The organism is Jannaschia sp. R86511, assembly GCF_042466345.1.
In the GTDB taxonomy this organism is placed as follows: domain Bacteria; phylum Actinomycetota; class Actinomycetes; order Actinomycetales; family JBBAYJ01; genus Aquipuribacter.
Genome location: NZ_JAXHCD010000001.1, coordinates 4,233,887 through 4,254,516, shown reverse-complemented (window position 1 = coordinate 4,254,516; position 20,630 = coordinate 4,233,887). Strand labels below are relative to the sequence as shown.

At 73.2% G+C, this 20,630-nt stretch carries 19 protein-coding genes; 7 read left to right on the top strand and 12 right to left on the bottom strand.

What is annotated here, in order from left to right:
• Nucleotides 1-15: 15 nt before the first annotated feature.
• Genes cydC through SJY06_RS19890 form a run of 4 tightly spaced genes read right to left on the bottom strand, consistent with a single transcriptional unit; the run spans nucleotide 16 to nucleotide 5,935 of the window.
• Nucleotides 16-1,752: a thiol reductant ABC exporter subunit CydC gene (gene cydC, locus SJY06_RS19905; RefSeq protein ID WP_380169278.1), complete on the bottom strand. Its 1,737-nt coding sequence runs from the start codon at nucleotides 1,750-1,752 to the stop codon at nucleotides 16-18.
• The gene (gene cydD, locus SJY06_RS19900) at nucleotides 1,749-3,395 is read right to left on the bottom strand and encodes a thiol reductant ABC exporter subunit CydD (RefSeq protein ID WP_380169277.1); all 1,647 of its coding nucleotides are present in this window, start codon (nucleotides 3,393-3,395) and stop codon (nucleotides 1,749-1,751) included. Before cydD ends, cydC begins: the two co-directional genes overlap by 4 nt.
• A complete protein-coding gene (gene cydB, locus SJY06_RS19895; protein WP_380169276.1) occupies nucleotides 3,392-4,480 on the bottom strand; it encodes a cytochrome d ubiquinol oxidase subunit II in 1,089 nt (362 codons plus the stop codon). The genes cydD and cydB overlap by 4 nt, the downstream gene beginning before the upstream one ends.
• Nucleotides 4,481-4,504: 24 nt before the next feature.
• A complete protein-coding gene (locus SJY06_RS19890; protein WP_380169275.1) occupies nucleotides 4,505-5,935 on the bottom strand; it encodes a cytochrome ubiquinol oxidase subunit I in 1,431 nt (476 codons plus the stop codon).
• 238 nt (nucleotides 5,936-6,173) lie between these two features.
• On the opposite strand from SJY06_RS19890, the gene SJY06_RS19885 reads away from it, so the two are divergent.
• Complete coding sequence (locus SJY06_RS19885) at nucleotides 6,174-6,530, top strand: TraR/DksA family transcriptional regulator (protein WP_380169274.1); 357 nt, start codon at nucleotides 6,174-6,176, stop codon at nucleotides 6,528-6,530.
• Nucleotides 6,531-6,566: 36 nt separating this feature from the next.
• Here the strand turns inward: SJY06_RS19885 and SJY06_RS19880 are convergent, their stop codons facing one another.
• Nucleotides 6,567-6,845 (bottom strand): HU family DNA-binding protein, encoded by a 279-nt coding sequence (locus SJY06_RS19880; RefSeq protein WP_380169273.1) that lies wholly within the window; start codon nucleotides 6,843-6,845, stop codon nucleotides 6,567-6,569.
• Nucleotides 6,846-7,043: 198 nt separating this feature from the next.
• Here SJY06_RS19880 and SJY06_RS19875 point away from each other — a divergent pair, with 198 nt between their 5' ends.
• Complete coding sequence (locus tag SJY06_RS19875; RefSeq protein ID WP_380169272.1) at nucleotides 7,044-7,706, top strand: D-alanyl-D-alanine carboxypeptidase family protein; 663 nt, start codon at nucleotides 7,044-7,046, stop codon at nucleotides 7,704-7,706.
• Here the strand turns inward: SJY06_RS19875 and SJY06_RS19870 are convergent.
• Nucleotides 7,696-8,130, bottom strand: coding sequence for a VOC family protein (locus SJY06_RS19870; RefSeq protein WP_380169271.1), 435 nt, complete (start codon nucleotides 8,128-8,130; stop codon nucleotides 7,696-7,698). The two genes, SJY06_RS19875 and SJY06_RS19870, sit on opposite strands and share 11 nt — an antisense overlap.
• Complete coding sequence (locus SJY06_RS19865; protein WP_380169270.1) at nucleotides 8,088-8,384, bottom strand: ArsR/SmtB family transcription factor; 297 nt, start codon at nucleotides 8,382-8,384, stop codon at nucleotides 8,088-8,090. The genes SJY06_RS19870 and SJY06_RS19865 overlap by 43 nt, the downstream gene beginning before the upstream one ends.
• A gap of 67 nt (nucleotides 8,385-8,451) precedes the next feature.
• On the opposite strand from SJY06_RS19865, the gene SJY06_RS19860 reads away from it, so the two are divergent.
• Nucleotides 8,452-10,119, top strand: coding sequence for a peptide chain release factor 3 (locus tag SJY06_RS19860; RefSeq protein WP_380169269.1), 1,668 nt, complete (start codon nucleotides 8,452-8,454; stop codon nucleotides 10,117-10,119).
• A gap of 4 nt (nucleotides 10,120-10,123) precedes the next feature.
• On the opposite strand, the gene SJY06_RS19855 is transcribed toward SJY06_RS19860, so the two are convergent.
• From SJY06_RS19855 to SJY06_RS19840, 4 genes are all read right to left on the bottom strand, one after another.
• Nucleotides 10,124-10,360, bottom strand: a complete 237-nt coding sequence (locus tag SJY06_RS19855) for a hypothetical protein (RefSeq protein WP_380169268.1) — start codon at nucleotides 10,358-10,360, stop codon at nucleotides 10,124-10,126.
• A gap of 26 nt (nucleotides 10,361-10,386) precedes the next feature.
• On the bottom strand, nucleotides 10,387-11,106 hold the full coding sequence (locus tag SJY06_RS19850) for a signal peptidase I (RefSeq protein ID WP_380169267.1): 720 nt from the start codon (nucleotides 11,104-11,106) through the stop codon (nucleotides 10,387-10,389).
• A gap of 87 nt (nucleotides 11,107-11,193) precedes the next feature.
• The gene (locus SJY06_RS19845) at nucleotides 11,194-11,577 is read right to left on the bottom strand and encodes a hypothetical protein (protein WP_380169266.1); all 384 of its coding nucleotides are present in this window, start codon (nucleotides 11,575-11,577) and stop codon (nucleotides 11,194-11,196) included.
• A gap of 155 nt (nucleotides 11,578-11,732) precedes the next feature.
• Nucleotides 11,733-12,875 carry a methyl-accepting chemotaxis protein gene (locus tag SJY06_RS19840; protein WP_380169265.1) on the bottom strand — a complete coding sequence of 381 codons (1,143 nt, stop codon included), beginning with the start codon at nucleotides 12,873-12,875 and terminating at the stop codon, nucleotides 11,733-11,735.
• 223 nt (nucleotides 12,876-13,098) lie between these two features.
• Between SJY06_RS19840 and SJY06_RS19835 the strand changes: the two genes are divergently transcribed.
• Both SJY06_RS19835 and SJY06_RS19830 read left to right on the top strand, forming a co-directional pair.
• Nucleotides 13,099-13,800: a hypothetical protein gene (locus SJY06_RS19835; protein ID WP_380169264.1), complete on the top strand. Its 702-nt coding sequence runs from the start codon at nucleotides 13,099-13,101 to the stop codon at nucleotides 13,798-13,800.
• Nucleotides 13,781-13,909 (top strand): hypothetical protein, encoded by a 129-nt coding sequence (locus tag SJY06_RS19830; RefSeq protein ID WP_380169263.1) that lies wholly within the window; start codon nucleotides 13,781-13,783, stop codon nucleotides 13,907-13,909. The genes SJY06_RS19835 and SJY06_RS19830 overlap by 20 nt, the downstream gene beginning before the upstream one ends.
• A gap of 57 nt (nucleotides 13,910-13,966) precedes the next feature.
• Here the strand turns inward: SJY06_RS19830 and SJY06_RS19825 are convergent, their stop codons facing one another.
• Nucleotides 13,967-14,392, bottom strand: a complete 426-nt coding sequence (locus SJY06_RS19825; RefSeq protein ID WP_380169262.1) for a hypothetical protein — start codon at nucleotides 14,390-14,392, stop codon at nucleotides 13,967-13,969.
• Between the two features lie 319 nt (nucleotides 14,393-14,711).
• Between SJY06_RS19825 and SJY06_RS19820 the strand changes: the two genes are divergently transcribed.
• Nucleotides 14,712-17,525 (top strand): M36 family metallopeptidase, encoded by a 2,814-nt coding sequence (locus SJY06_RS19820; protein ID WP_380169261.1) that lies wholly within the window; start codon nucleotides 14,712-14,714, stop codon nucleotides 17,523-17,525.
• Nucleotides 17,526-17,739: 214 nt separating this feature from the next.
• Nucleotides 17,740-20,538 (top strand): M36 family metallopeptidase, encoded by a 2,799-nt coding sequence (locus SJY06_RS19815; protein WP_380169260.1) that lies wholly within the window; start codon nucleotides 17,740-17,742, stop codon nucleotides 20,536-20,538.
• Nucleotides 20,539-20,630 lie beyond the last annotated feature (92 nt).

Here is a 20,630-nt window from a genome sequence, read left to right as displayed (position 1 = left end):
GGGGGGCTGCTTTCCTCAGAGGAAACTACGCAGAACTTTCCCGTCAGGCAAGTCGATGACGGTCGGACCTCCTGGGGTCGACGTCCGACCGTCGGTCAGCGTCACCACCTCGTCCACCAGGGCGCGCGCGGAGCCCAGGTGGTGGGTGATGAGCACGACGGTCCGTCCGCCCGCGGCCCGCAGCAGGTCCTCGACCAGGGCGTCGGCGGTCGCGGGGTCCACGTTCGCCGTGGGCTCGTCCAGCACCAGGACACCCACGTCGGCCAGCAGGGCGCGGGCCACCGCGAGCCGCTGGCGCTGACCGCCCGACACCAGGCCGCCGCGCTCGCCGACCCAGGTGCCCAGCCCCCGGGGCAGGCCGCGCACCCACCCGTCCAGCCCGACCCGGGCGAGGACGGCGTGCAGCTGGTCGTCGTCCGCCGTCGGTCGGGCCAGGCGCAGGTTCTCCCGCACGGTGGAGTCGAAGACGTGGGCGTCCTGCGCGGCCAGGCCCACCACCCGGCGCACGTCGTCCCCGCGCAGCCGCCGCGCGTCCACGCCGTCCAGGGTGTACTCGCCGGCGCTCAGGTCGACGAAGCGCAGCAGCACCGAGGCGAGGGTGGTCTTGCCCGACCCGCTCTCACCGACCAGGGCGACCCGGCGGCCCGGCGGCAGGTCGAGGTCGACGCCGCGCAGCGGGTCCGGGGCGTCGGCGGGGGCACCCGGCCAGCGCGCGTGGACACCGCGCAGCCGGACGTGCGGCGGCCGGGCCGGGTCGGGGTCGGGGGCCGGGGCGGGGACGGCCGGCTCGGGCACCGGGACGGGGGCGTCGAGGACCTCGAGCAGACGGGCGCCGGACACCTGGACCCGACGCCAGGACGACAGCGCCGGGGGCAGCAGGGCGACGGCCTCGAACGCGGCCAGCGGCACCAGCACGACCGCCGCCAGCCAGACGCCGTCGAGGCGGCCGGTCTGCACGGCGGGCACGCCGACCAGCAGCGCCCCCCACACGGCCAGCCCGGAGCCCAGCGCGGCCAGGCCGGCGCCGAGCCCGGTCGCGACGGCCGTGGTGCGGGCGGCGGCCGTCAGCTCCGCGTCGGTGGCCGCCACCTGCTGCAGCCGGGCGGGGGCCTGGCCCGTGACGACGAGGTCGGGCAGGGCGTCGAACAGCTCGACCACCTGGGCCTGCAGCCGGCCGCGCAGCCCGGCCAGGCGGTCGTCGGCGCGGCGGGCCGCCCAGGCGGTCGCCGTCGGCACCGTGACCGCGGCCGTGAGCAGCGCCACCGCCAGGACCACCCCGGCGGCGGGCAGCAGGCTGCCGAGGAGCCCGACGGCCAGGACCCCGGCCACCGCGCCGCTCAGCACCGGGCCCAACACCCGCAGCGGCAGGTCCTGCATGGTGTCGACGTCGTCGACCAGCCGGGCCAGCAGGTCGCCGCGGCGGAACGCGGGCAGTCCGGCCGGCGCCAGCGGCTCCAGCGCCGCGTGCACCCGCACCCGCAGGTCGGCCAGCATCCGGAAGGCCGCGTCGTGGCCGGCCAGGCGCTCCAGGTAGCGGGCCAGCGCCCGGGTCAGGGCCAGCGCCCGGACGCCGACCACCGCGAAGGTGAGCGTCAGGACGGGGGGCTGCTCCGCGGCCCGCGAGATGAGCCACGCCGCGCAGGCCATCAGGCCCACCGCGCTGCCGAGCGCGAGCGAGCCCCAGAGGACGGCCACGGCGAGCCGGGCGGGGCCGGGGACCGCCAGCCGCAGCAGCCGGCTGAGCCCGCTCACGCGACCACCGCCCGGGCGCCGACCTCGACGACGACGTCGGCCTGCTCGAGCAGGGCCCCGCGGTGCGCGACCAGCAGCACGCAGCGCCCGGCCGCGAGCCCGCGCAGCGACGCGGCCACCCGCGCCTCGGTCGCGGCGTCCAGGTGCGAGGTCGGCTCGTCCAGCAGCAGCAGCCCGGCGCCCGTGACCTCGGCCCGGCAGAACGCCCGGGCCAGGCCGACCCGCTGCCGCTGCCCCGCCGACAGCCCGACCCCGCCCTCGCCCAGCAGCTGGCGGGGGTCCAGCGCATCGGCCGCGGCCAGGTGCAGCGCACGGTCGACCTGGGCGTCGGTCGCCTCGGCGCAGCCCAGCCGGACGTTGTCCGCGACGGTCCCGGCCAGCAGGGCGGGACGCTGGGGGCACCACGCGACCTGCTCGTGCCAGGCGGCCGGGTCGGCCTCGCGCAGGTCGGTCGGGCCGAGCAGCACCCGGCCCTGCTCGGGCGCCACCAGCCCCAGCACGACGGCCAGCAGGGACGACTTGCCGCCGCCGCTGGGTCCGACCAGGGCCGTGACGGCCCCGGGGTGCACCTCGACGTCCGTGGGGCCGAGCACCCGGCCGCGGTCGGGGTAGGCCACGGCCACCCCCTCCAGCCGCAGCCCGACCGCACCGACCCGCCACAGCTCGGTCACGACGCCGGGTGCCGGCAGCGGCGTGTCGAGCACGTCCAGCGCCCGTCCGCCGGCGGCCACGCCCTCGGCCGCCGCGTGGTAGCTGGCCCCGACCTGGCGCAGCGGCAGGTAGGCCTCGGGGGCCAGCAGCAGGACCAGCAGGGCGGTGGCCAGCGACAGCTCGCCGGCCTGCAGCCGCAGCCCGACCGACACCGCCACCAGGGCCACCGACAGGGTCGCGGCCAGCTCCAGGACGAACGCCGACAGGAACGAGATCCGCAGCACCGTCATGGTGCGCACGCGGTAGTCCTCGGTGACCGCCGCGATCCGTTCGGCCTGCGCGGGCCCGCGGCCGAAGACCCGCAGGGTGGCCAGACCCGCCACCACGTCGAGGAAGTGGTGCCCGAGCCGCTCCAGCGCCTGCCACTGCCGCCGTTGCGCCACCTGGGTGGTGAGCCCCACCAGGGCCAGGAAGAACGGGATCAGCGGCAGGGTGAGCAGCACCACCAGCGCCGACAGCGGGTCGGCCCAGGCCATCGTGGCCAGAACCGCTGTCGGCACCAGGACGGTCAGCACCAGCTGCGGCAGGTACCGCGCGAAGTAGCCGTCCAGGGCGTCCACGCCGCGGGCTGCGACCTGCGCGAGCTCGCCGCCGGCCCGCCCACCCAGCCAGCCCGGTCCCAGGGCGACGACGTGCGCCAGCAGGGCGGCACGCAGCTGGGAGCGCACCCGGGCCGAGGCCCTGGCCGAGGCCACCTCCTGCGCCCACAGCAGCAGCGCCCGTACCGCGACGACGCCCAGCAGGGCCGTGACGAGCCGGCTGACGTCGGCGGGCCCGGCCCCGCCCAGGACCACGCGGGCCAGCACCTGCGACAGCAGGGCCGCCTGGGCGAGCACGGCGCCCGCCAGCAGCGTCCCGAGGCCGACCGTGAGGGCGAGGAACCCCCAGGTCGCCCGCGCGTGGCGCAGCAGCCGCGGGTCGAACGGCCTCACGGCCGGGGGTCCGCCCCCGAGCGCAGCGCCCAGCGGCCGCCCCGGCCCTGGGTGGGCAGCAGCGACGCGGGCGCGGCCGGCAGCTGGGCGGCCGGCGGGATGGCGTCCCGGCCGACCCGCGCCCGGAACACCCAGTAGGTCCAGCCCTGGTAGGCCAGCACCACCGGAAGCATGACCAGCGTCACCCACGACATGATCGTCAGGGTGTAGGTGGTCGAGGACGCGTTCTCGATGGTGAGGCTGTAGGCCGGGTCGGTGGTCGAGGGCATGACGTCGGGGAACAGCGCGACGAACAGCGACGCCACCGCGAGCAGGATCGTGGTGCCGGTCAGGGCGAACGCCGCACGCTCGCGCGCGGTGACGACGGCCCCCAGGGCCAGCACGAAGGCCAGGGCGGCGGCCACGCTCACCAGGCCGGACGCGGTCGAGCCGAAAGCCAGCGTGGTCCAGGCCAGGAACGCCACCGCGAGCACGGCGGCGACCAGGCCGATCCGCCAGGCCAGGGCCCGGGCCCGCTCGCGGATGTCGCCGTGGGTCTTGAGCGACAGGAACACCGCGCCGTGGGTCAGGAACAGGGTGAAGGTGACCAGCCCGCCCAGCAGCCCGTACGGGTTGAGCAGGGTGAGCAGGGTCCCGGTGAAGTTGGCGTCGGCGTCGATCGGCACGCCGCGCACGATGTTGGCGAACGCGACACCCCACAGCACCGACGGCAGCACCGAGCCGACCACGATGGCCACGTCCCAGCGGCGCCGCCAGGCGGCGGAGTCGACCTTGCCGCGGTACTCGAACGCAACGCCGCGGCCGATCAGGGCCAGCAGGATGAGCAGCAGCGGCAGGTAGAAGCCGCTGAACAGGGTGGCGTACCACTCGGGGAAGGCGGCGAACATGGCCGCCCCGGCCACGATCAGCCAGGTCTCGTTGGCGTCCCAGACCGGGCCGATCGTGTTGATCATGACGCGGCGGTCGGTCTCGTCGCGGCCCAGCACGGGCAGCAGCGCACCGACCCCGAAGTCGAACCCCTCGAGGAAGAAGTAGCCGGCGAACAGGACCGCGACGGCCAGGAACCAGTACTCGGGCAGCGACATGGTGGTCTCCTCAGCTCGCCGGGGTCAGTACGCGAAGGCCAGCGGACGGCGGGCGCCCGGGTCCTGCGGGTCGGAGGTGTCGTCGTCGTCCGGGTCCGGTCCGGCGGCCAGGACCGGCGGGCCGGCCTTGGCGTAGCGGGCCAGCAGGACGAACTCGACGATCGCCAGCCCGGCGTAGACCAGGGTGAACGCGGTCAGCGAGGTCAGCACGGCCCAGCCGGGCACGTTGGGGGACACCCCGTCGCGGGTCAGCTGCTCGCCGAACACGATCCAGGGCTGGCGGCCCATCTCGGTGAACACCCAGCCGAACAGCGACCCGACGAGCGGCAGCGGCATCGTCCACAGTGCGACCGTCCAGAACAGCGGGGAGTCCGGCGTGCGGCCCCGCCGGGTCAGCCACAGGCCGAGCGCGGAGACCGCGACGGTGACCATGCCCAGCCCGATCATCAGCCGGAACGACCAGTAGGTGACCGGCACCAGCGGCACGTAGGAACCGGGGCCGTACTGCTGCTCGTACAGGGCCTGGATGTCGTTGATGCCCTCGACCTCGCCGTCCCAGCTGCCGGTGGCCATGAACGACAGCAGGTTGGGCACCCGCAGGCTCCACACCTCCTCGGAGCCGTCCAGGCTGCCGATCGTGAACAGCGAGAACGACGCGCTGCTCTCGGTGTCGTACTGCGCCTCGGCGGCGGCCATCTTCATGGGCTGCACGTCGGTCATGACCTTGGCCAGGGCGTCGCCGGAGACCGTGAGGCCCAGGCCGGCGACGAGCGCGGTGACCATGGCCAGGCGCAGCGAGGTCCGCATCAGCGGCTTCTCGTTGCGGCGGGCCAGGTGCCAGGACGCCACGGCGATCACCAGGGCGGAGGCGACCAGGTAGCAGGCGAAGATCGTGTGCGGCCAGGTGACCAGGGCCACGGGGTTGAGCAGTACGGCACCGAAGTCGGTCAGCTCGGCCCGGCCGCGCTCGGCGTTGATCGTGTAGCCGACCGGGTTCTGCATCCAGGCGTTGGCGGCGAGGATGAACCACGCCGACAGGGACGTCCCGATGGCCACGAGCCAGATGCTGGCCAGGTGGACCAGCTTCGGCAGCCGGTCCCAGCCGAAGATCCAGACCCCCAGGAACGTGGCCTCGAGGAAGAACGCGAGCATCCCCTCCATGGCCAGCGGGGCGCCGAACACGTCGCCGACGAAGCGGGAGTAGTCGCTCCAGTTCATCCCGAACTGGAACTCCTGGACGATGCCGGTCACCACGCCCATGGCGAAGTTGATCAGGAAGAGCTTGCCCCAGAACTTCGTCATCCGGAGGTACTTCTCGTCGCCGGTGCGCACCCACGCGGTCTGCATGACCGCGACCAGGCCGGACAGCCCGATCGTGAGCGGCACGAAGATGAAGTGGTAGAGCGTGGTGGCGCCGAACTGCATCCGGGCCAGCAACAGCGGGTCGAGCTCCATCGGGCGTCCTCTCGTCGTTCGTCGTGAGGGAGCGTGCCGCGACCGAGCCGCCCCGGCCCGGGACCTAGGGCCCGGGCCAGACATTGTGAATGTGTTCACAAGGTCCGTCGGGATGAGGTTACCGCTGCTTGTGCGTCGCTTCACAAGCGGGCGGCGTGACTGTCGCCACAGGCTGAGGACGGCAGCGGCCGGGCAGGCGACGGGGCCGACCGTCGGTGCCGTCACCGATACTGCGGGCGTGGCGGCGGAGGAGGAGGACCTGCAGTCTCTGATCCGCGCCAACGCCGAGACCGAGCGTCGGCTGGTCCAGCAGCACGAGCGCATCGTGGCCGCGTCGGAGTCGTCGAACGCCGACGACGAGCACGACCCGGAGGGCAGCACGATCGCGTTCGAGCGGCAGCAGGCACTGGCGCTGCTCGACCAGGTCCGTCGGACCGGGGAGGCGCTGCGGCAGGCGGCCGCCGACCTGCAGTCGGGCCGCTACGGCCGGTGCGAGCGCTGCGGGGGCGACATCGATCCCGAGCGGTTGGCGGTGCGGCCCCAGGCGCGCACGTGCATCAGCTGTGCGCGGGAGGCGGGTCGGCGGCGCCCCTGAGCGTCAGGGGCGCCGCCGGACGGTGCCGGGTGGTGCTCAGCCGGCGGCGGCGGCCTTGAGCTTGCTGCCCGCGGTGACCTTGGCGGTCTTGGAGGCGGCGATCTGGATGGTCTCGCCCGTGGCGGGGTTGCGGCCCTCGCGAGCGGAGCGCGAGCCCTGCTCGAAGGACAGGAAGCCGGGGAGGGTCAGCTTGTCGTCGCCCTTGGCGACGACGTCGAAGACGACGTCCTGGAACGCGTTGAGCACGGCGTCCGCGTCGGTCTGGGTCACGCCGGCCTTGGTGGCGATGGCGCTGATGAGTTCCTTGCGGTTCATGGTTCCTCCTGCTCGTGGCCGTCCGGAAACGACGGCGTCCCCCGCCACGGTAGGGGTTGTGGGCCGTGGCGACGGCATCCACGCCGTGCGGCGGCGTGTGGCGCGGCCCACCTGCCGGTCGTCGGACGGGCTCGGGCGGGACGCTCAAGGTGGAGCCCCGGCCGCCCGAGACCATCCGGGAGACCCCTCGGAGGACACATGGACGGACTCGCCGCGGTGACCGCGCGGGTGCAGCAGATCCAGGGCCTGGTGCAGAGCATGCAGGCCCCGGTCCGGTCGACGGCCGTCGCGACCACCGGTGCGGCCGGGACCGCCCTGACCAGCAGCGCCACGGCGACCGGTGACGGCCTCGGGGCCCCCGCGACCGGCGTCCCGACGGCGACCTCGACCGCCTTCGACGCGGCGCTCAGCCGGGCCCGCACCACCACCGGCGGGGCCGGCGCCGCCGGTACCGCGAAGGTCGACGCGGACGGCGTCCCCGTCGACCTCAAGCGCTACGGCAACGGCACAATCCCCTCCGACGCGCTCACCGAGGTGGGTGTCGGACGCCACAAGCTGTGGCAGCCGGCGGCCGAGGGCTTCAAGGACCTGCTGGCCGCGGCCAAGCGGGCGGGCGTGACCGTCGGGGTCACCGACTCCTACCGGTCCTACGAGGCCCAGGTGGACGTGGCCCGCCGCAAGGGGCTGTACAAGGACGGCGGCCTGGCCGCCGTCCCCGGCACCAGCAACCACGGCTGGGGCCTGAGCGTCGACCTCGACCTGAACGGCAAGGCGCAGGCCTGGATGCGCGAGAACGCGGACCGGTTCGGCTTCGTCGAGGACGTCCCCCGCGAGCCGTGGCACTGGACCTTCACCCCGTAGCGCCCACCGAGACCAGCTGCACGAGGTTGCCGCAGGTGTCGTCGAGGACGGCCGTGACCACGGGGCCCATCTCGACCGGTGCCTGCGTGAACGTCACGCCCAGCGCGCTCAGCCGCTCGTGCTCGGCCCGGACGTCGGCCACCGCGAAGCTGACCAGCGGGATGCCGTCGTCGGCCAGGGCGTCACGCCACGGCCCGACCGCCGGGTGGGCTGCCGGCTCGAGCACGACCTCGGGCCCGTCGGGCTGCTCGGGGGAGACCACGGTGAGCCAGCGGTGCTCGCCCATCGGCACGTCGTTGCGGGGCACGAAGCCCATGACCTCGGTGTAGAACCGCAGCGCCGCGGTCTGGTCGTCGACGAAGACGCTGATCAGGTGGACCTTCACGGTGTGCTCCTCGGGGGCGTGGCGGGTGGTGGGGGCCACCGGTCGCTGATCTGGCGCAGCGGGCCGGTGTCGACGTGGTGGAACTTGAACCGGCCCTCCCGGCGGGTCCGGACCAGGCCGGCGTCCTCCAGCACCCCCAGGTGCTGGCTGATCGCCTGCCGGGACGACCCGACGCCGTGGCGGTCCGCGAGCCGGGTGCACAGCTCGAACAGCGTCTGGCCGTCGTGGCCGTGCAGCTCGTCGAGCAGGGCGCGCCGGGTGGGGTCGGCCAGGGCCAGGAAGACGTCGCCCACGGACGGACAATAGGCAAGTCACCACTTGCATGTCAACGCCGGTGGGATCGCCGTACCCTGGACCCCGATGTCCACCCCCACCGCCACCCCGTCGAACGACGCCCCCGTCGACGCCGCCGCCGCCCTCGAGGCCGAGCTCGTCGAGGCCGACGGCACCGCCCCCGTCGAGGCCGCGAGCCGCCGCCGCACCTTCGCCGTCATCAGCCACCCCGACGCCGGCAAGTCGACGCTGACCGAGGCCCTGGCCCTGCACGGCGGCGCCATCGGCCAGGCCGGCATCGTCCAGGGCAAGGGCGGGCGGCGTGGCGTGGTGTCCGACTGGATGGACATGGAGAAGGCCCGCGGCATCTCCATCACCTCCGCGGCGCTGCAGTTCGTCTACCGCGACCACGTGGTCAACCTGCTCGACACCCCCGGCCACGCCGACTTCTCCGAGGACACCTACCGGGTGCTGACCGCCGTGGACTCCGCGGTCATGCTGGTCGACGCGGCCAAGGGCATGGAGCGGCAGACGATGAAGCTGTTCGACGTCTGCAAGCTGCGCGGCCTGCCGGTGCTGACCGTCATCAACAAGTGGGACCGGCCGGGCCTCGAGGCGCTCGAGCTGATGGACGAGATCGCCGACAAGACCGGCATGACGCCGACCCCGGTGCTGTGGCCGGTCGGCATCGGCGGCGACTTCCGCGGCCTGCTCGACCTGCGCGACGACAGCTACATCGCGTTCACCGCCGGCAGCGGCGGGGCGAGCAAGACCGTGTGGACCCGGATGAGCCTGGACGAGGGCCTGGCCCGCGACGGCGAGGTGCTGCAGACCGCCGTCGAGGAGGCCGAGCTGATCGTCGAGTCCAACGGCCGCCACGACGACGAGTCGTTCCGGGCCGGGCGCACCAGCCCCGTGGTGTTCGCCGCCGCCGTCCTCAACCGCGGCGTCGAGCAGCTGCTCGACATCCTGGTCGAGACCGCGCCGCCGCCCGGGGACCGCGTCACCGTGGACCAGGCGCACGTGCGCCACGTCGGCGACGCGTTCAGCGGTCAGGTGTTCAAGGTCCAGGCCGGCATGGACACCAACCACCGGGACCACGTCGCGTTCATCCGGGTGGCCTCGGGCCGGTTCCAGCGCGGCCAGAACGTCGTCAACGCCCGCTCCGGCAAGGCGGTCGGCACCAAGTACGCCCACCGCGTGTTCGGCGGCACCCGCAGCGGCGTCGAGGACGCCTGGCCCGGTGACGTCGTGGCCATCGTCAACGCCACGGGCGTCCGGGTCGGGGACACCCTGTTCGAGGGCCGGTCGGTGACCTACCCGCCGATCCCGACGTTCGCGCCCGAGCACTTCGCGGTCTGCCGGGCGGCCGACCTGAGCAAGTACAAGCAGTTCCAGCGCGGCATCACCGAGCTGCACCACGAGGGCGTCGTGCAGACGCTTCGCTCGGACATGCGCGGCGAGCCCGCGCCGGTGCTGGCCGCGGTCGGCCCGATGCAGTTCGACGTGGTCAGCCACCGGATGGCGGGGGAGTTCAACTGCCCCGTCAAGCTGGAGCCGCTCAGCTACCAGATCGCCCGGCGGACCACCGCCGAGCACGTCCAGGCGCTGAACGCGGTGCCGGGCGTCGAGGTCCTGACCAGCCTCGACGGGGACCACTTCGCCCTGTTCCCCGACCGGTGGCGGCTGCAGCGCATCGAGCGCGACCACCCCGAGATCGTGCTCGACGCGCTCGCGGCCGACTCCCTGGGCTGAGGCCCTACGGCTCGACCGTGGCCGCTGAGTCCCTCTCGGGCTGCGCGTCGAGCACCTGCACGTCGAGCACCTGCACGTCGAGCACCTGCACGATGCCACCGTCCACCTGCAGGGAGGCGGCGTCACCGACCACGGTCGTCCCCAGCGTGGCGGTGCCCGCCGCGACGGCCAGCACCACGGCCCCCAGCAGCAAGGTCGGCAGCCCGGCCAGGCGCACGGACCGCTGACCTCTCGACGGCATGGGGCGTGTGCGTCTCCCACGACGTCTCACGGTCTCTCCCCCACCGTGACGACCCACTCCTGCAGCGTCAGCTCCCGGTCTGCGCCGACCAAGGAGGCCCCGTCGGGGACCGTTGCCGGCGGACGCACCGGAGCCACCGTCGGCTCCCGGAGGTCGACGACGGTGGGCCGCTCGGACCGGTCCGGGACCGACGCCGCAAGGCTGTGCTGCTCGGTCCGGTCGACCTGCTCGTCGTTCCTGCCGCCGGCCATGACGAGGAACGCGACCGCGGCGGCGACCAGGGCGGCCAGGTTGATCGGGGTGGCGACGCGCCCGACCCAGGTGCCGACCGCCGGCAGGTGGAGCCACAACCGGCCGACCACCATCTCGTCGGTGACGGGCCAGGGGTCGTCCCAGTCGTTGTTGTCGCCCCGCAGCGTCATCGTGCCGTCGGCCCTGGCCTGGACCCGGTGGATCACGACCGGACCGCGGCTCCCGTCGGCCATGGGGATCCGGAAGGCCACGACGTCACCGACGTCGTAGGTGCCTGCGGTGCGGACCACGGCCAGGTCACCGGTGTGCATACCCGGTTCCATCGACTGGCCGGTCACCTGGACGAGGGTCATCGGGCCTCCGAGCGTCGACGGCCCCAGCAGGGCGAACCAGGCCGTCGCCGCGGCCAGCAGCAGCAGCCAGCGCGCCACGGTCCGCGGTGCGGACCGGGTGCCCGCCGACGGGGTGCTCGTGGCCCGCTGCGTCTCGTGCACGACGACTCCAGTCCGGATCGGTGAGGGTGCCGGGCGACGCCCGGGTGCGGCCCACCCCGGCGGGGCGGGCCGCACCCGAGCAGGAGGTCAGCCGTTGAGGACGGTGACGACGAGGTTCTCGATGTCCTCCAGCGGGATGTCGGCGCCGTAGCGCACGACGACGTCGCCGGCCGCGGTCACGTCACCCGCGCCGCGGGCGAGCTGCGCGCCGGCGCGGTCGAACACGGCGACGCTGATCTCGGAGCCGACGCACGACGCGGCGACGCCCTGCACCCGGGCCGCGAGGGAGTACGGCGTGGCGGTGTCGAGCTCGCTGACCTGCTTGATGGTGACGGGCGTGGTCTGGCACGACAGCGAGCTGTCGCTGCCGGCCTGGACCTGGCCCCCGTCGACGTTGAGGGCGGCGGCGGAGCCGAGGACGACGGTGCCGGCGATGGCGGCGGCGCCGGCGGCGACGAGGTAGCGCTTCATGGTGGTTCCTCCAGGTGCCGGCGGCGGTGCCGGCTTCACGGGTCCGGCTGCTCCGTCCCCCTGGTCACACCCTGGAGCCTCAGAAAGCAGAGGCCATTGTCACAATTGACTAGACGCTGCGACAGCGGCCGGGCCGGTGGCGGCCCGGTCCCCGGTCAGGACTGCTGGATGATCTGGTGCAGCACGCCCGTCTCGGCCGTGACGCTGCCCGAGGCGTCGGGCAGCAGCTCCGCCTGCTCGACCGTCTCCTTGGCGCCGGAGGCGATGTGGGCGATCGACTGGGCGATCTCCGAGGTCACGGCGGACTGCTCCTCGATGGCGGCGGCCACGGTGTCCTGCGACTCGCTGATGCCGTCCACCAGCGCGGAGATCCGCGACAGGGTGGCCACGGCCTCGCCGGCCGCCCGCTGGATGGCGTCGATGCGGGACTCGATGTCGCCGATGGACGACGACGTGGTGCCGGCCAGCTGCTTGACCTCGTCGGCGACGACCGCGAAGCCGCGGCCGGCCTCACCGGCCCGGGCGGCCTCGATGGTCGCGTTCAGGGCCAGCAGCTTGGTCTGGTCGGCGACGGTGGTGATCAGCCGCAGGAAGTCACCGATCTCCTGGCTCGAGCGCTGCAGGTCCTCCATGCGCTGCACGCCCTCGGCCGTCGCGGCCATGGCGTCGTGGACCTGGCTGCCGACGTGCACCGACGACTGCGAGATGGACCCGACCGCGGCGCGCATCTCCTCCGTCGCGGCGGCGGCGCTGTCGGCCTGCTGGCTGGTCTCGGCCGCCACGTCGAGCAGGCGGCCGCCGATCAGCTCGATGCGGTCCGTGGCCTCCTTCACGTCGGCGAAGGCACCGTCGGCCGAGGCGTTGCGGGCGGTGACGTCGTCCCACAGCACGATGAAGCCGATCCGGTGGCCGGCGTCGTCGGTGATGGCGTTGATCTGCGTCTTGAGCGTCCGGCCGCCGAAGCCGAAGATCGCCTCACGGGGCAGCTGGGCCGGGTCGGCCAGGATGCGGTCGATGCGGGCGGGGTCCTTGTGGAAGCGGTGGATCGACCCGCCGAGCAGCTGGTCCAGGCTCATCCCGAAGGCGCTGCGCACGGCGCCGGCGAGCTCCTGCACCGTGCTGCGGGCGCTGCGGTTCATGTAGACCAGCGTCAGCGACATGTCGGCGATGAAGCAGTTGCCGTGCAGGCTGTCCAGGGCGGCCCGCAGCGGGTGCGTCGGGTCGGCGAGGGTGGTGTTGAGGTCGGTCTGCTTCGTCGAGGGACGGAAGCCGGACTGCAACAGCTGGGTGAACGACATGGTCGGGGGCCTCTCGGGCGGGTGCGGCAGGGATGGGCGCACTCACGACATCGGCCCCCGGCAGCCGCGGATTGAGGTATCGGCTGCGGGCGAGCGGGTGGTGACCGAACGGCCTAACTGCCATCTTGTCCACAGGTTGTTCACCGGTTGTGCGTAGCGCGGTCAACTCGGTCACCGGCGGGGTCGGGGGTTGCTCGGCGGCATCAGCGGGTACCCCGCGGCCATGGATCGTTACGTCGTCACCGTGGTCGTGGTCGCGCTCGTGGTCGTCGCTCTGGTGGTCGTCGGCCTGCTGGCGCTGCGTAGCCACCGTCGGGCCAGGGCCGAGCGCACCGAGCACCTGCAGGACCGGTTCGGGCCCGAGTACGACCGCGCGGTGGCCGACGCCGACGACGCGCGCCAGGCCGAGGCCCGGCTGGCCCGCACCGAGAAGCGTCGGGCCGAGCTGGACGTCCGGCCGCTGACGGCGGCGTCCAGGGTCCGTCGGACCCAGCAGTGGGCCGAGGTGCAGACCAGGTTCGTGGACGAGCCTGTCGAGGCCGTCGACGCCGCCGACCGGCTCGTCGCCGACGTCATGGCCGAGCGGGGTTACCCGACCGGCGGCGTGGAGGACAAGCTGTCGTTGCTGGCCGCGGACCACGCCGAGACGGTCGAGCACTACCGGACCGCGGAGGGCTACCGCGAGCGGTTCCGCAGCGGCGGGGGCAGCACGGAGGACCTGCGCCGGGCGTTCGTGGAGTACCGCCGGCTGTTCGAGGTCCTGGTGAACGAAGGCGTCGAGAGCGGCGGCAGCATCACGGGTGAGAGCAAAACCGGTGACCGCGAGACCGGTGACCGCGAGACCGGTGACCGCGAGACCGGTGACCGCGAGACCGGTGACCGCGAGACCGGTGACCGCGAGACCGGTGACCCGCGAGACCGGTGACCGCGAGACCGGTGACCGCGGGACCGGTGGTGGCGCCCATGTGGCGGTCCCGGCCGAGGTCGACCTGCGCGAGCCGTCGCCGGACCGCACCGACGACGCCCGCCGCTGAGCCCTATCGGCAGGGCCGGGCCCGCACCGAGCGCGGTGAGCCGGGCCCGCGCCGGCCTCAGCCGGTGACCTCCACCTCCAGCGTGACGGTGGTCGGTGGGCACACCGTGGTGTCGCCGCAGACCGGCTCCCCGGTCGCCTCGAGCGTCGCGCTGCCGGTGGCCGCGCCGCTCACCAGCCACTCGACGTAGCCCGGGTCGACCAGGTAGTCCACCGGCGTGAGGACGACGGCGTCCCCGGCGACCACGGGCTCCGACCACGACCACGCGCTGCCCAGTCGCAGCGTGCGCTCCTCGCCGACGGTCAGCGCGACCTGGGCGCCGGAGTCCTGCTCGGTCAGCACCGCGCCGGTCGGGGCGGTGCCGGGGGCGGTGCCGGGGGTGGTGCCGGGCGTGTCCTCGGGCATGCGCGGCTCCTGGTCTTCGGGGGCGGCGTCGGCGTCGGTGGGTCCGGTGGCCGGTGCGGCGGCGGTGGTGGTCGGCACGGCAGCGGTCGGTACGGCAGTGGTCGGCGCAGCGGTCCCGGGCCCGTCCCCGCCGCCCGAGCAGCCGGCCAGGAGTACGCCTGCGCAGGCGACCGCGGCCGCGCGACGGGCGCCGGGCCGCATCGGGACCGGGGGCGCAGGAGAGCGGAGAAGGTCCGGCACAGCGGGGCTCCTCCCGTTTCCGAATAGATGTTCAGGAAAGTCTATGCATCCTCCCGCATCCGGTCTAGCGTCCCGTCACACCCAGTAAAACATCCCGTCAACGGTGGCCGAGAGGTAGCGAGATGAACCAGACCCTTCCGATGACCGAGGTGCCCCGATGAGACGCAGCAGAGCCGCCCTGCTCACGAGCCCGGTGGTCCTGCTCGCCCTGCTGGCCGTGCCGCTGCCGACCCAGGCCGCGGAGCCAGGGCGTTCCGTCCCGGCGAGCGGGCCCGTGCCGGTGCAGCCGGACACCGACGAGGTGGAGCGCATCGCGACCGCGTTCTTGCAGTCCGCCTCCGCCGACTATGAGGTGGGCGTCGCCGACCTGGCCGACCTCGCCGTCCGCTCCACGGTGAGGAGCGCCCACAACGGCGTCTCGCACGTCAACGTGTTCCAGCGCTACGACGGCCTGGAGGTCTTCTCCTCGGCCGCCACCGTCAACGTGCGGCCCGTCGGCTCGGTGCTCCACGTCGGCGAGTCGCTGGTCCCCGACCTGCGTCCGGCCTCGTCGGACCGGGCGGAGGAGTCGGCCGTCGAGGCGGTGGCCTCCGCGGCCGACGCGCTCGACCTGGACCAGCCCGAGGACCTCGAGGTGCTGCCCGGGGCCCGCTCGTCCGGTGAGGCCACCCTGCTGACCGACGGCGGCATCTCGGACGAGCCGATCGAGACGACCCTGGGCTGGCAGCCCACCGAGGACGGGCTCCGGCTGGCCTACCAGGTCGTCATCGACGACTCGACGGACGTGCACCTGTGGAACGCGACCGTCGACGCCGAGACCGGTGAGCTGCTCGACGTCGAGGACTGGACGGTCTCGCACGCGCACGGCCAGATCGAGAGCACCATGGCCCGGGGGGCCCACCAGCTCGAGGCCGCGGCGGACCACGACGGCCACGGCCCCAGCACGCACGGGACCAACGACCCCGTCGACGACGGTTCCACCTACCGGGTCCTGGAGATCCCCAAGGAGAGCCCGAACGACGGCCCGGCCACCCTGGTCAGCAGCCCGGCGGACGGCCTCGTGTCCCCCTTCGGCTGGCACGACACCGACGGCGTCGCGGGGCCGGAGCACACCACCACCCGCGGCAACAACGTCCACGCGTACCTGGACCAGGACGCGGACAACGTGCCGGACCTGATGCAGGACGTGGACGGCGGCGCCGGTCTCGACTTCGACTTCGAGGCGGACCTGACCGAGCACGCCCAGGACTACCGCGAGGCCGCCACCACCAACCTCTTCTACATGAACAACGTCATCCACGACGTCATGGCGCTGTACGGGTTCGACGAGGAGGCCGGCAACTTCCAGGCCTTCAACTACGCCGGCGGCCCCGGTGGCGGCGACTACGTCCGGGCCGAGGCGGCGGACGGCAACGGCACCAACAACGCCAACTTCTCCACCCCCGCGGCCGACGGCAGCCCGCCGCGGATGCAGATGTACCTGTGGCCCGGCAACCAGTTCGGCGCGGCCAACAGCCTCACCGTCGACGGGACCACCTACCCCGCCGGCTGGGCGCGCTTCGGCCCGCCGGTGAGCAACGCCGCCCTCGGCGGTCAGCTGGTCCTGGCCGGCAACGGCTGCGTCGCCGAGGACTACCCGGCGGGTTCGCCCGCGGGCTTCGTCGCGGTCGTCGAGGGCCCGACCAGCGGTGACGGCTCCTGCTCCAACGTCGTCCGGACCCTGGCCGCCCAGGCGGCCGGTGCCTCCGCGGTGGTCGTGGTGACCACGGGTACCGCGACCACCCCGCCGATCCTCACCGGGTCGCAGGCGGCCGGTCCGGTGGGCATCCCCGCCGTGTCGGTCAACGCGGTCGAGGGTGAGGCCGTCAAGGCCGCTGCCGGTGCGGACGCGGAGATCGTCAAGGCCCCCGGTCGTGAGGCCGTCCGCGACGGTGACCTGGAGAACGGGATCATCATCCACGAGTACGGCCACGGGATCAGCAACCGGTTGACCGGTGGTCTGAACGTGAACTGCCTGTCGGGGCAGGAGCAGATGGGTGAGGGCTGGAGCGACTACTACGGCATCACGATGCTGCTCGACCCGACCCTGGACGACCCCGAAGGCGCCCGGGGCATGGGCCCGTACGCGCTGTTCCAGGGCGACCGCACCGGCAACGGCATCCGGCCGCGGCCGTACTCGCGCAACATGGAGATCCAGCCGTTCACGTACGACCGGATCAAGACGAACAGCTGGATCACGGGTGGGTCGCTGGCCACGCCGCACGGGGTGGGTCACGGCTGGAACTCGGTGCTGTGGGACCTGACGTGGAACCTGATCGACGCGCACGGGTTCAACGACAACATCTACGACGGCTGGGACGCGGGCGGCAACAACAGGTCGCTGCAGTACGTCACGGACGGGCTGAAGATGCAGGGCTGCGCGCCGGGCTTCGTGGCCGGGCGCGACGGGATCCTGGCGGCGACCGAGGCGCTGGGCGGGGCGGACACGTGCATCGTGTGGTCGACCTTCGCCCGTCGTGGTCTGGGGTACTCCGCGGTGCAGGGCACCACGGGCCGCGATGACAACACCGAGGCGTTCGACGTCCCGGCCGAGTGCGTCGCCACCGGTGACGGCTTCGACGGCATGGACCCTCAGGGCGGGGCCGACGACCCGCTCGTCCGGACCGCCGGCAACGCGGTGCCCATGACGTTCGACCTCGGCGGCAACCTCGGGTTCGACAGGCTGGCGAGCACGCACTCGTTCGCCTCGCGGCAGGTCGACTGCGCCACGGGTGACCCGGTGCAGTTCGCCGTCACCACGCCGACCGAGCTCCAGGCCCGGACCCAGCTGCGGTACAACCGCGGCCAGGGCACCTACTACTACCTCTGGGACACCGAGGAGGAGTGGGCCGGCACCTGCCGGGAGTTCGTCGTCACGCTCGTCGACGGCACGCAGCACACGGTCGACGTCAGGCTCGACCCCCGGGCCTGACCAGGGAGATCGTCGTCCGAACCGGACGAAGAGGGGCGCTCGGGACATCCCGGGCGCCCTTCGCTCGTCCGCGGCCGAGGATTCCCGACCGATTGTTCGCCAAGGGGTATGCAGGCTGCTGCATCCGGGTTAGCGTCTTTGTCACTCCCGGTAACCGACCCAGTCACTGAGAAGGACATCCCATGCAGCCGACCCGAACGAAGCAGACGGACCGATGAGACGCCGCAGGGCCGTCCTCGTCGCCCCGGTGGTGCTGGTGGCCGTGCTGGCCGCCCCGCTGCCGGTCATGGCCACCTCGGCCGAGCCCGAGGCGCCGACCACGGCGGACATCACCGACGTCGAGACGATCGCCACCGAGTTCCTCGCCGCGCACGCGGCCGACTACGGCGTCGCGGTCGCCGACGTCGCCGACCTGGCCGTGCGCAGCTCGTACACGAGCCGGCACAACGGCGTCACCCACGTGAACGTCTACCAGCGCTACGAGGGCCTCGAGGTGTTCACCGCCGCGGCGACGGTCAACGTCCGCAGCGACGGTTCCGTGCTGCACGTCGGCGAGGTGCTCGTCCCCGACCTGGCCCCGGCCCCGAGCACCTCGGTCGAGGCGGAGGCCGGCCCCGTCGAGGCCGTCGAGGCCGCGGCGGAGGCCCTCGACCTGGACGCGCCCGAGGACCTGCGTCCGGTCGTCGCCGCCCGCACCGCCTCGGACCCGGCGGAGACGCTGCTCACCGACGGCGGCATCTCCGACGAGCCGATCCCGACCACGCTGGGCTGGCAGCCCACCGAGGACGGGCTGCGGCCGGCCTACCAGGTGGTCATCGACGACTCGACCGACGTGCACCTGTACAACGCGACCATCGACGCCGAGACCGGCGAGATGCTCGCCGTCGAGGACTGGACCGTCGAGCACGAGGAGGGCCAGATCGAGAGCACCATGGCCCGCGGCGGGACGGCCGGCGCCGCAGCGGCGGCGCTGGACGACCACGACCACGGCCCCAGCACGCACGGCAGCAACGACCCGGTCGACGACGGCTCCAGCTACACCGTCTACGAGATCCCCAAGGAGAGCCCGAACGACGGGCCGCAGACGGTCGTCACCAACCCGGCCGACGGCACGGCCTCACCGTTCGGCTGGCACGACACCGACGGTGCCGCGGGCCCGGAGTTCACCACCACGCGCGGCAACAACGTCCACTCCTACCTGGACCGCGACAACAACAACCAGGCCGACCCCGGCGTCGACGTCGACGGCGGGCCGGACCTGATCTTCGACTTCACCGTCGACCTGACCGCGAGCCCGCTGGACTACCAGCCCGCCGCGGTGACCAACCTGTTCTACCTGAACAACGTGATCCACGACGTCATGTACCTGTACGGGTTCGACGAGCAGGCCGGCAACTTCCAGGCCGTCAACTACGGCGGCGGCCCCGGGGGCGGCGACTACGTCCGGGCCGAGGCCCAGGACGGCGGCGGCGTCAACAACGCCAACTTCTCCACCCCCGCCGCGGACGGCAGCCCGCCGCGGATGCAGATGTACCTGTGGAACCCCTCCGGCGGCGTCCTGCCCAACCAGGTCGTCGTGGACAGCGGGTCCGCCGCCGGCACCTACGGCATGACGGGCGCGTCGTTCGGCCCGACCTTCGACGCCGCCGGCGTGTCCGGTCCGTTCGCCCTGGTCGACGACGGCTCCGGCACCACCGAGGGCTGCGGCCCGCTCGTCGGCTTCCCCGCCGGTGCGGTCGCGGTCGCCGACCGCGGCACCTGCCCGTTCGCCGACAAGGTGCTCAACGCGCAGAACGCCGGCGCCAGCGCCGTCATCATCGGCAACAACGCCCCGGGTGCCCCGATCACCCTCGGGGGCACCGGCCCCGCGGTCACCATCCCCTCGGGCATGGTCACGCAGGAGGACGCCACCACGATCAAGGCCGGGCTGCCCACCACGGGCACCGTCCGCGCCAACCCGGACATCCCGCCGCAGCGTGACGGCGACCTGGAGAACGGGATCATCATCCACGAGTACGGCCACGGGATCAGCAACCGGTTGACCGGTGGTCTGAACGTGAACTGCCTGTCCGGGCAGGAGCAGATGGGTGAGGGCTGGAGCGACTACTACGGCATCACGATGCTGCTCGACCCGACCCTGGACGACCCCGAGGGCGCCCGCGGCATGGGGCCCTACGCCGTCTACCAGGACAGCCGTGAGGGTGCGGGCATCCGCCCCCGCCCGTACTCCCGCGACATGAACACCCAGCCGTTCACGTACGACCGGATCAAGACGAACAGCTGGATCACGGGTGGGTCGCTGGCCACGCCGCACGGGGTGGGCCACGGCTGGAACTCGGTGCTGTGGGACCTGACGTGGAACCTGATCGACGCGCACGGGTTCAACGACAACATCTACGACGGTTGGGACGCGGGCGGCAACAACCGGTCGCTGCAGTACGTCACGGACGGGCTGAAGATGCAGGGCTGCGCGCCGGGCTTCGTGGCCGGGCGCGACGGGATCCTGGCGGCGACCGAGGCGCTGGGCGGGGCGGACACGTGCATCGTGTGGTCGACCTTCGCCCGTCGTGGTCTGGGCTACAGCGCCGTGCAGGGCACCACGGGCCGCGACGACAACACCGAGGCGTTCGACGTCCCGGCCGAGTGCGTCGCCACCGGTGACGGCTTCGACGGCATGACCCCGCAGGGCGGTACCGACGACCTGCTGCGCCGTGACGCGGGGGCCGCCGTGCCGATGCGGTTCAGCCTCGGGGGCAACCGCGGCCTGGACGTGCTGGACAACGTCCACTCCTTCGCCTCGCAGCAGATCGACTGCAGCACCGGCGAGGCGCTGCAGTTCGCCATCACCACGCCCACGGAGCAGAAGGCACGTACGCAGCTGCGGTACAACCGCGGCGCGGACGAGTACTTCTACCTGTGGGACACCGACGAGGACTGGGCCGGCACCTGCCGCCAGTTCGTCGTCACCGTCGAGGACGGCACCCAGCACCGCGTGGACGTCGAGCTCACCTGAGCCTGACGGTCTGAACCACCGCCAAGCCCTCGGCAGGGGGTGGGAAGGGCGCCCGGGACGACCCGGGCGCCCTTCCTGCGTACCGGCGGGCG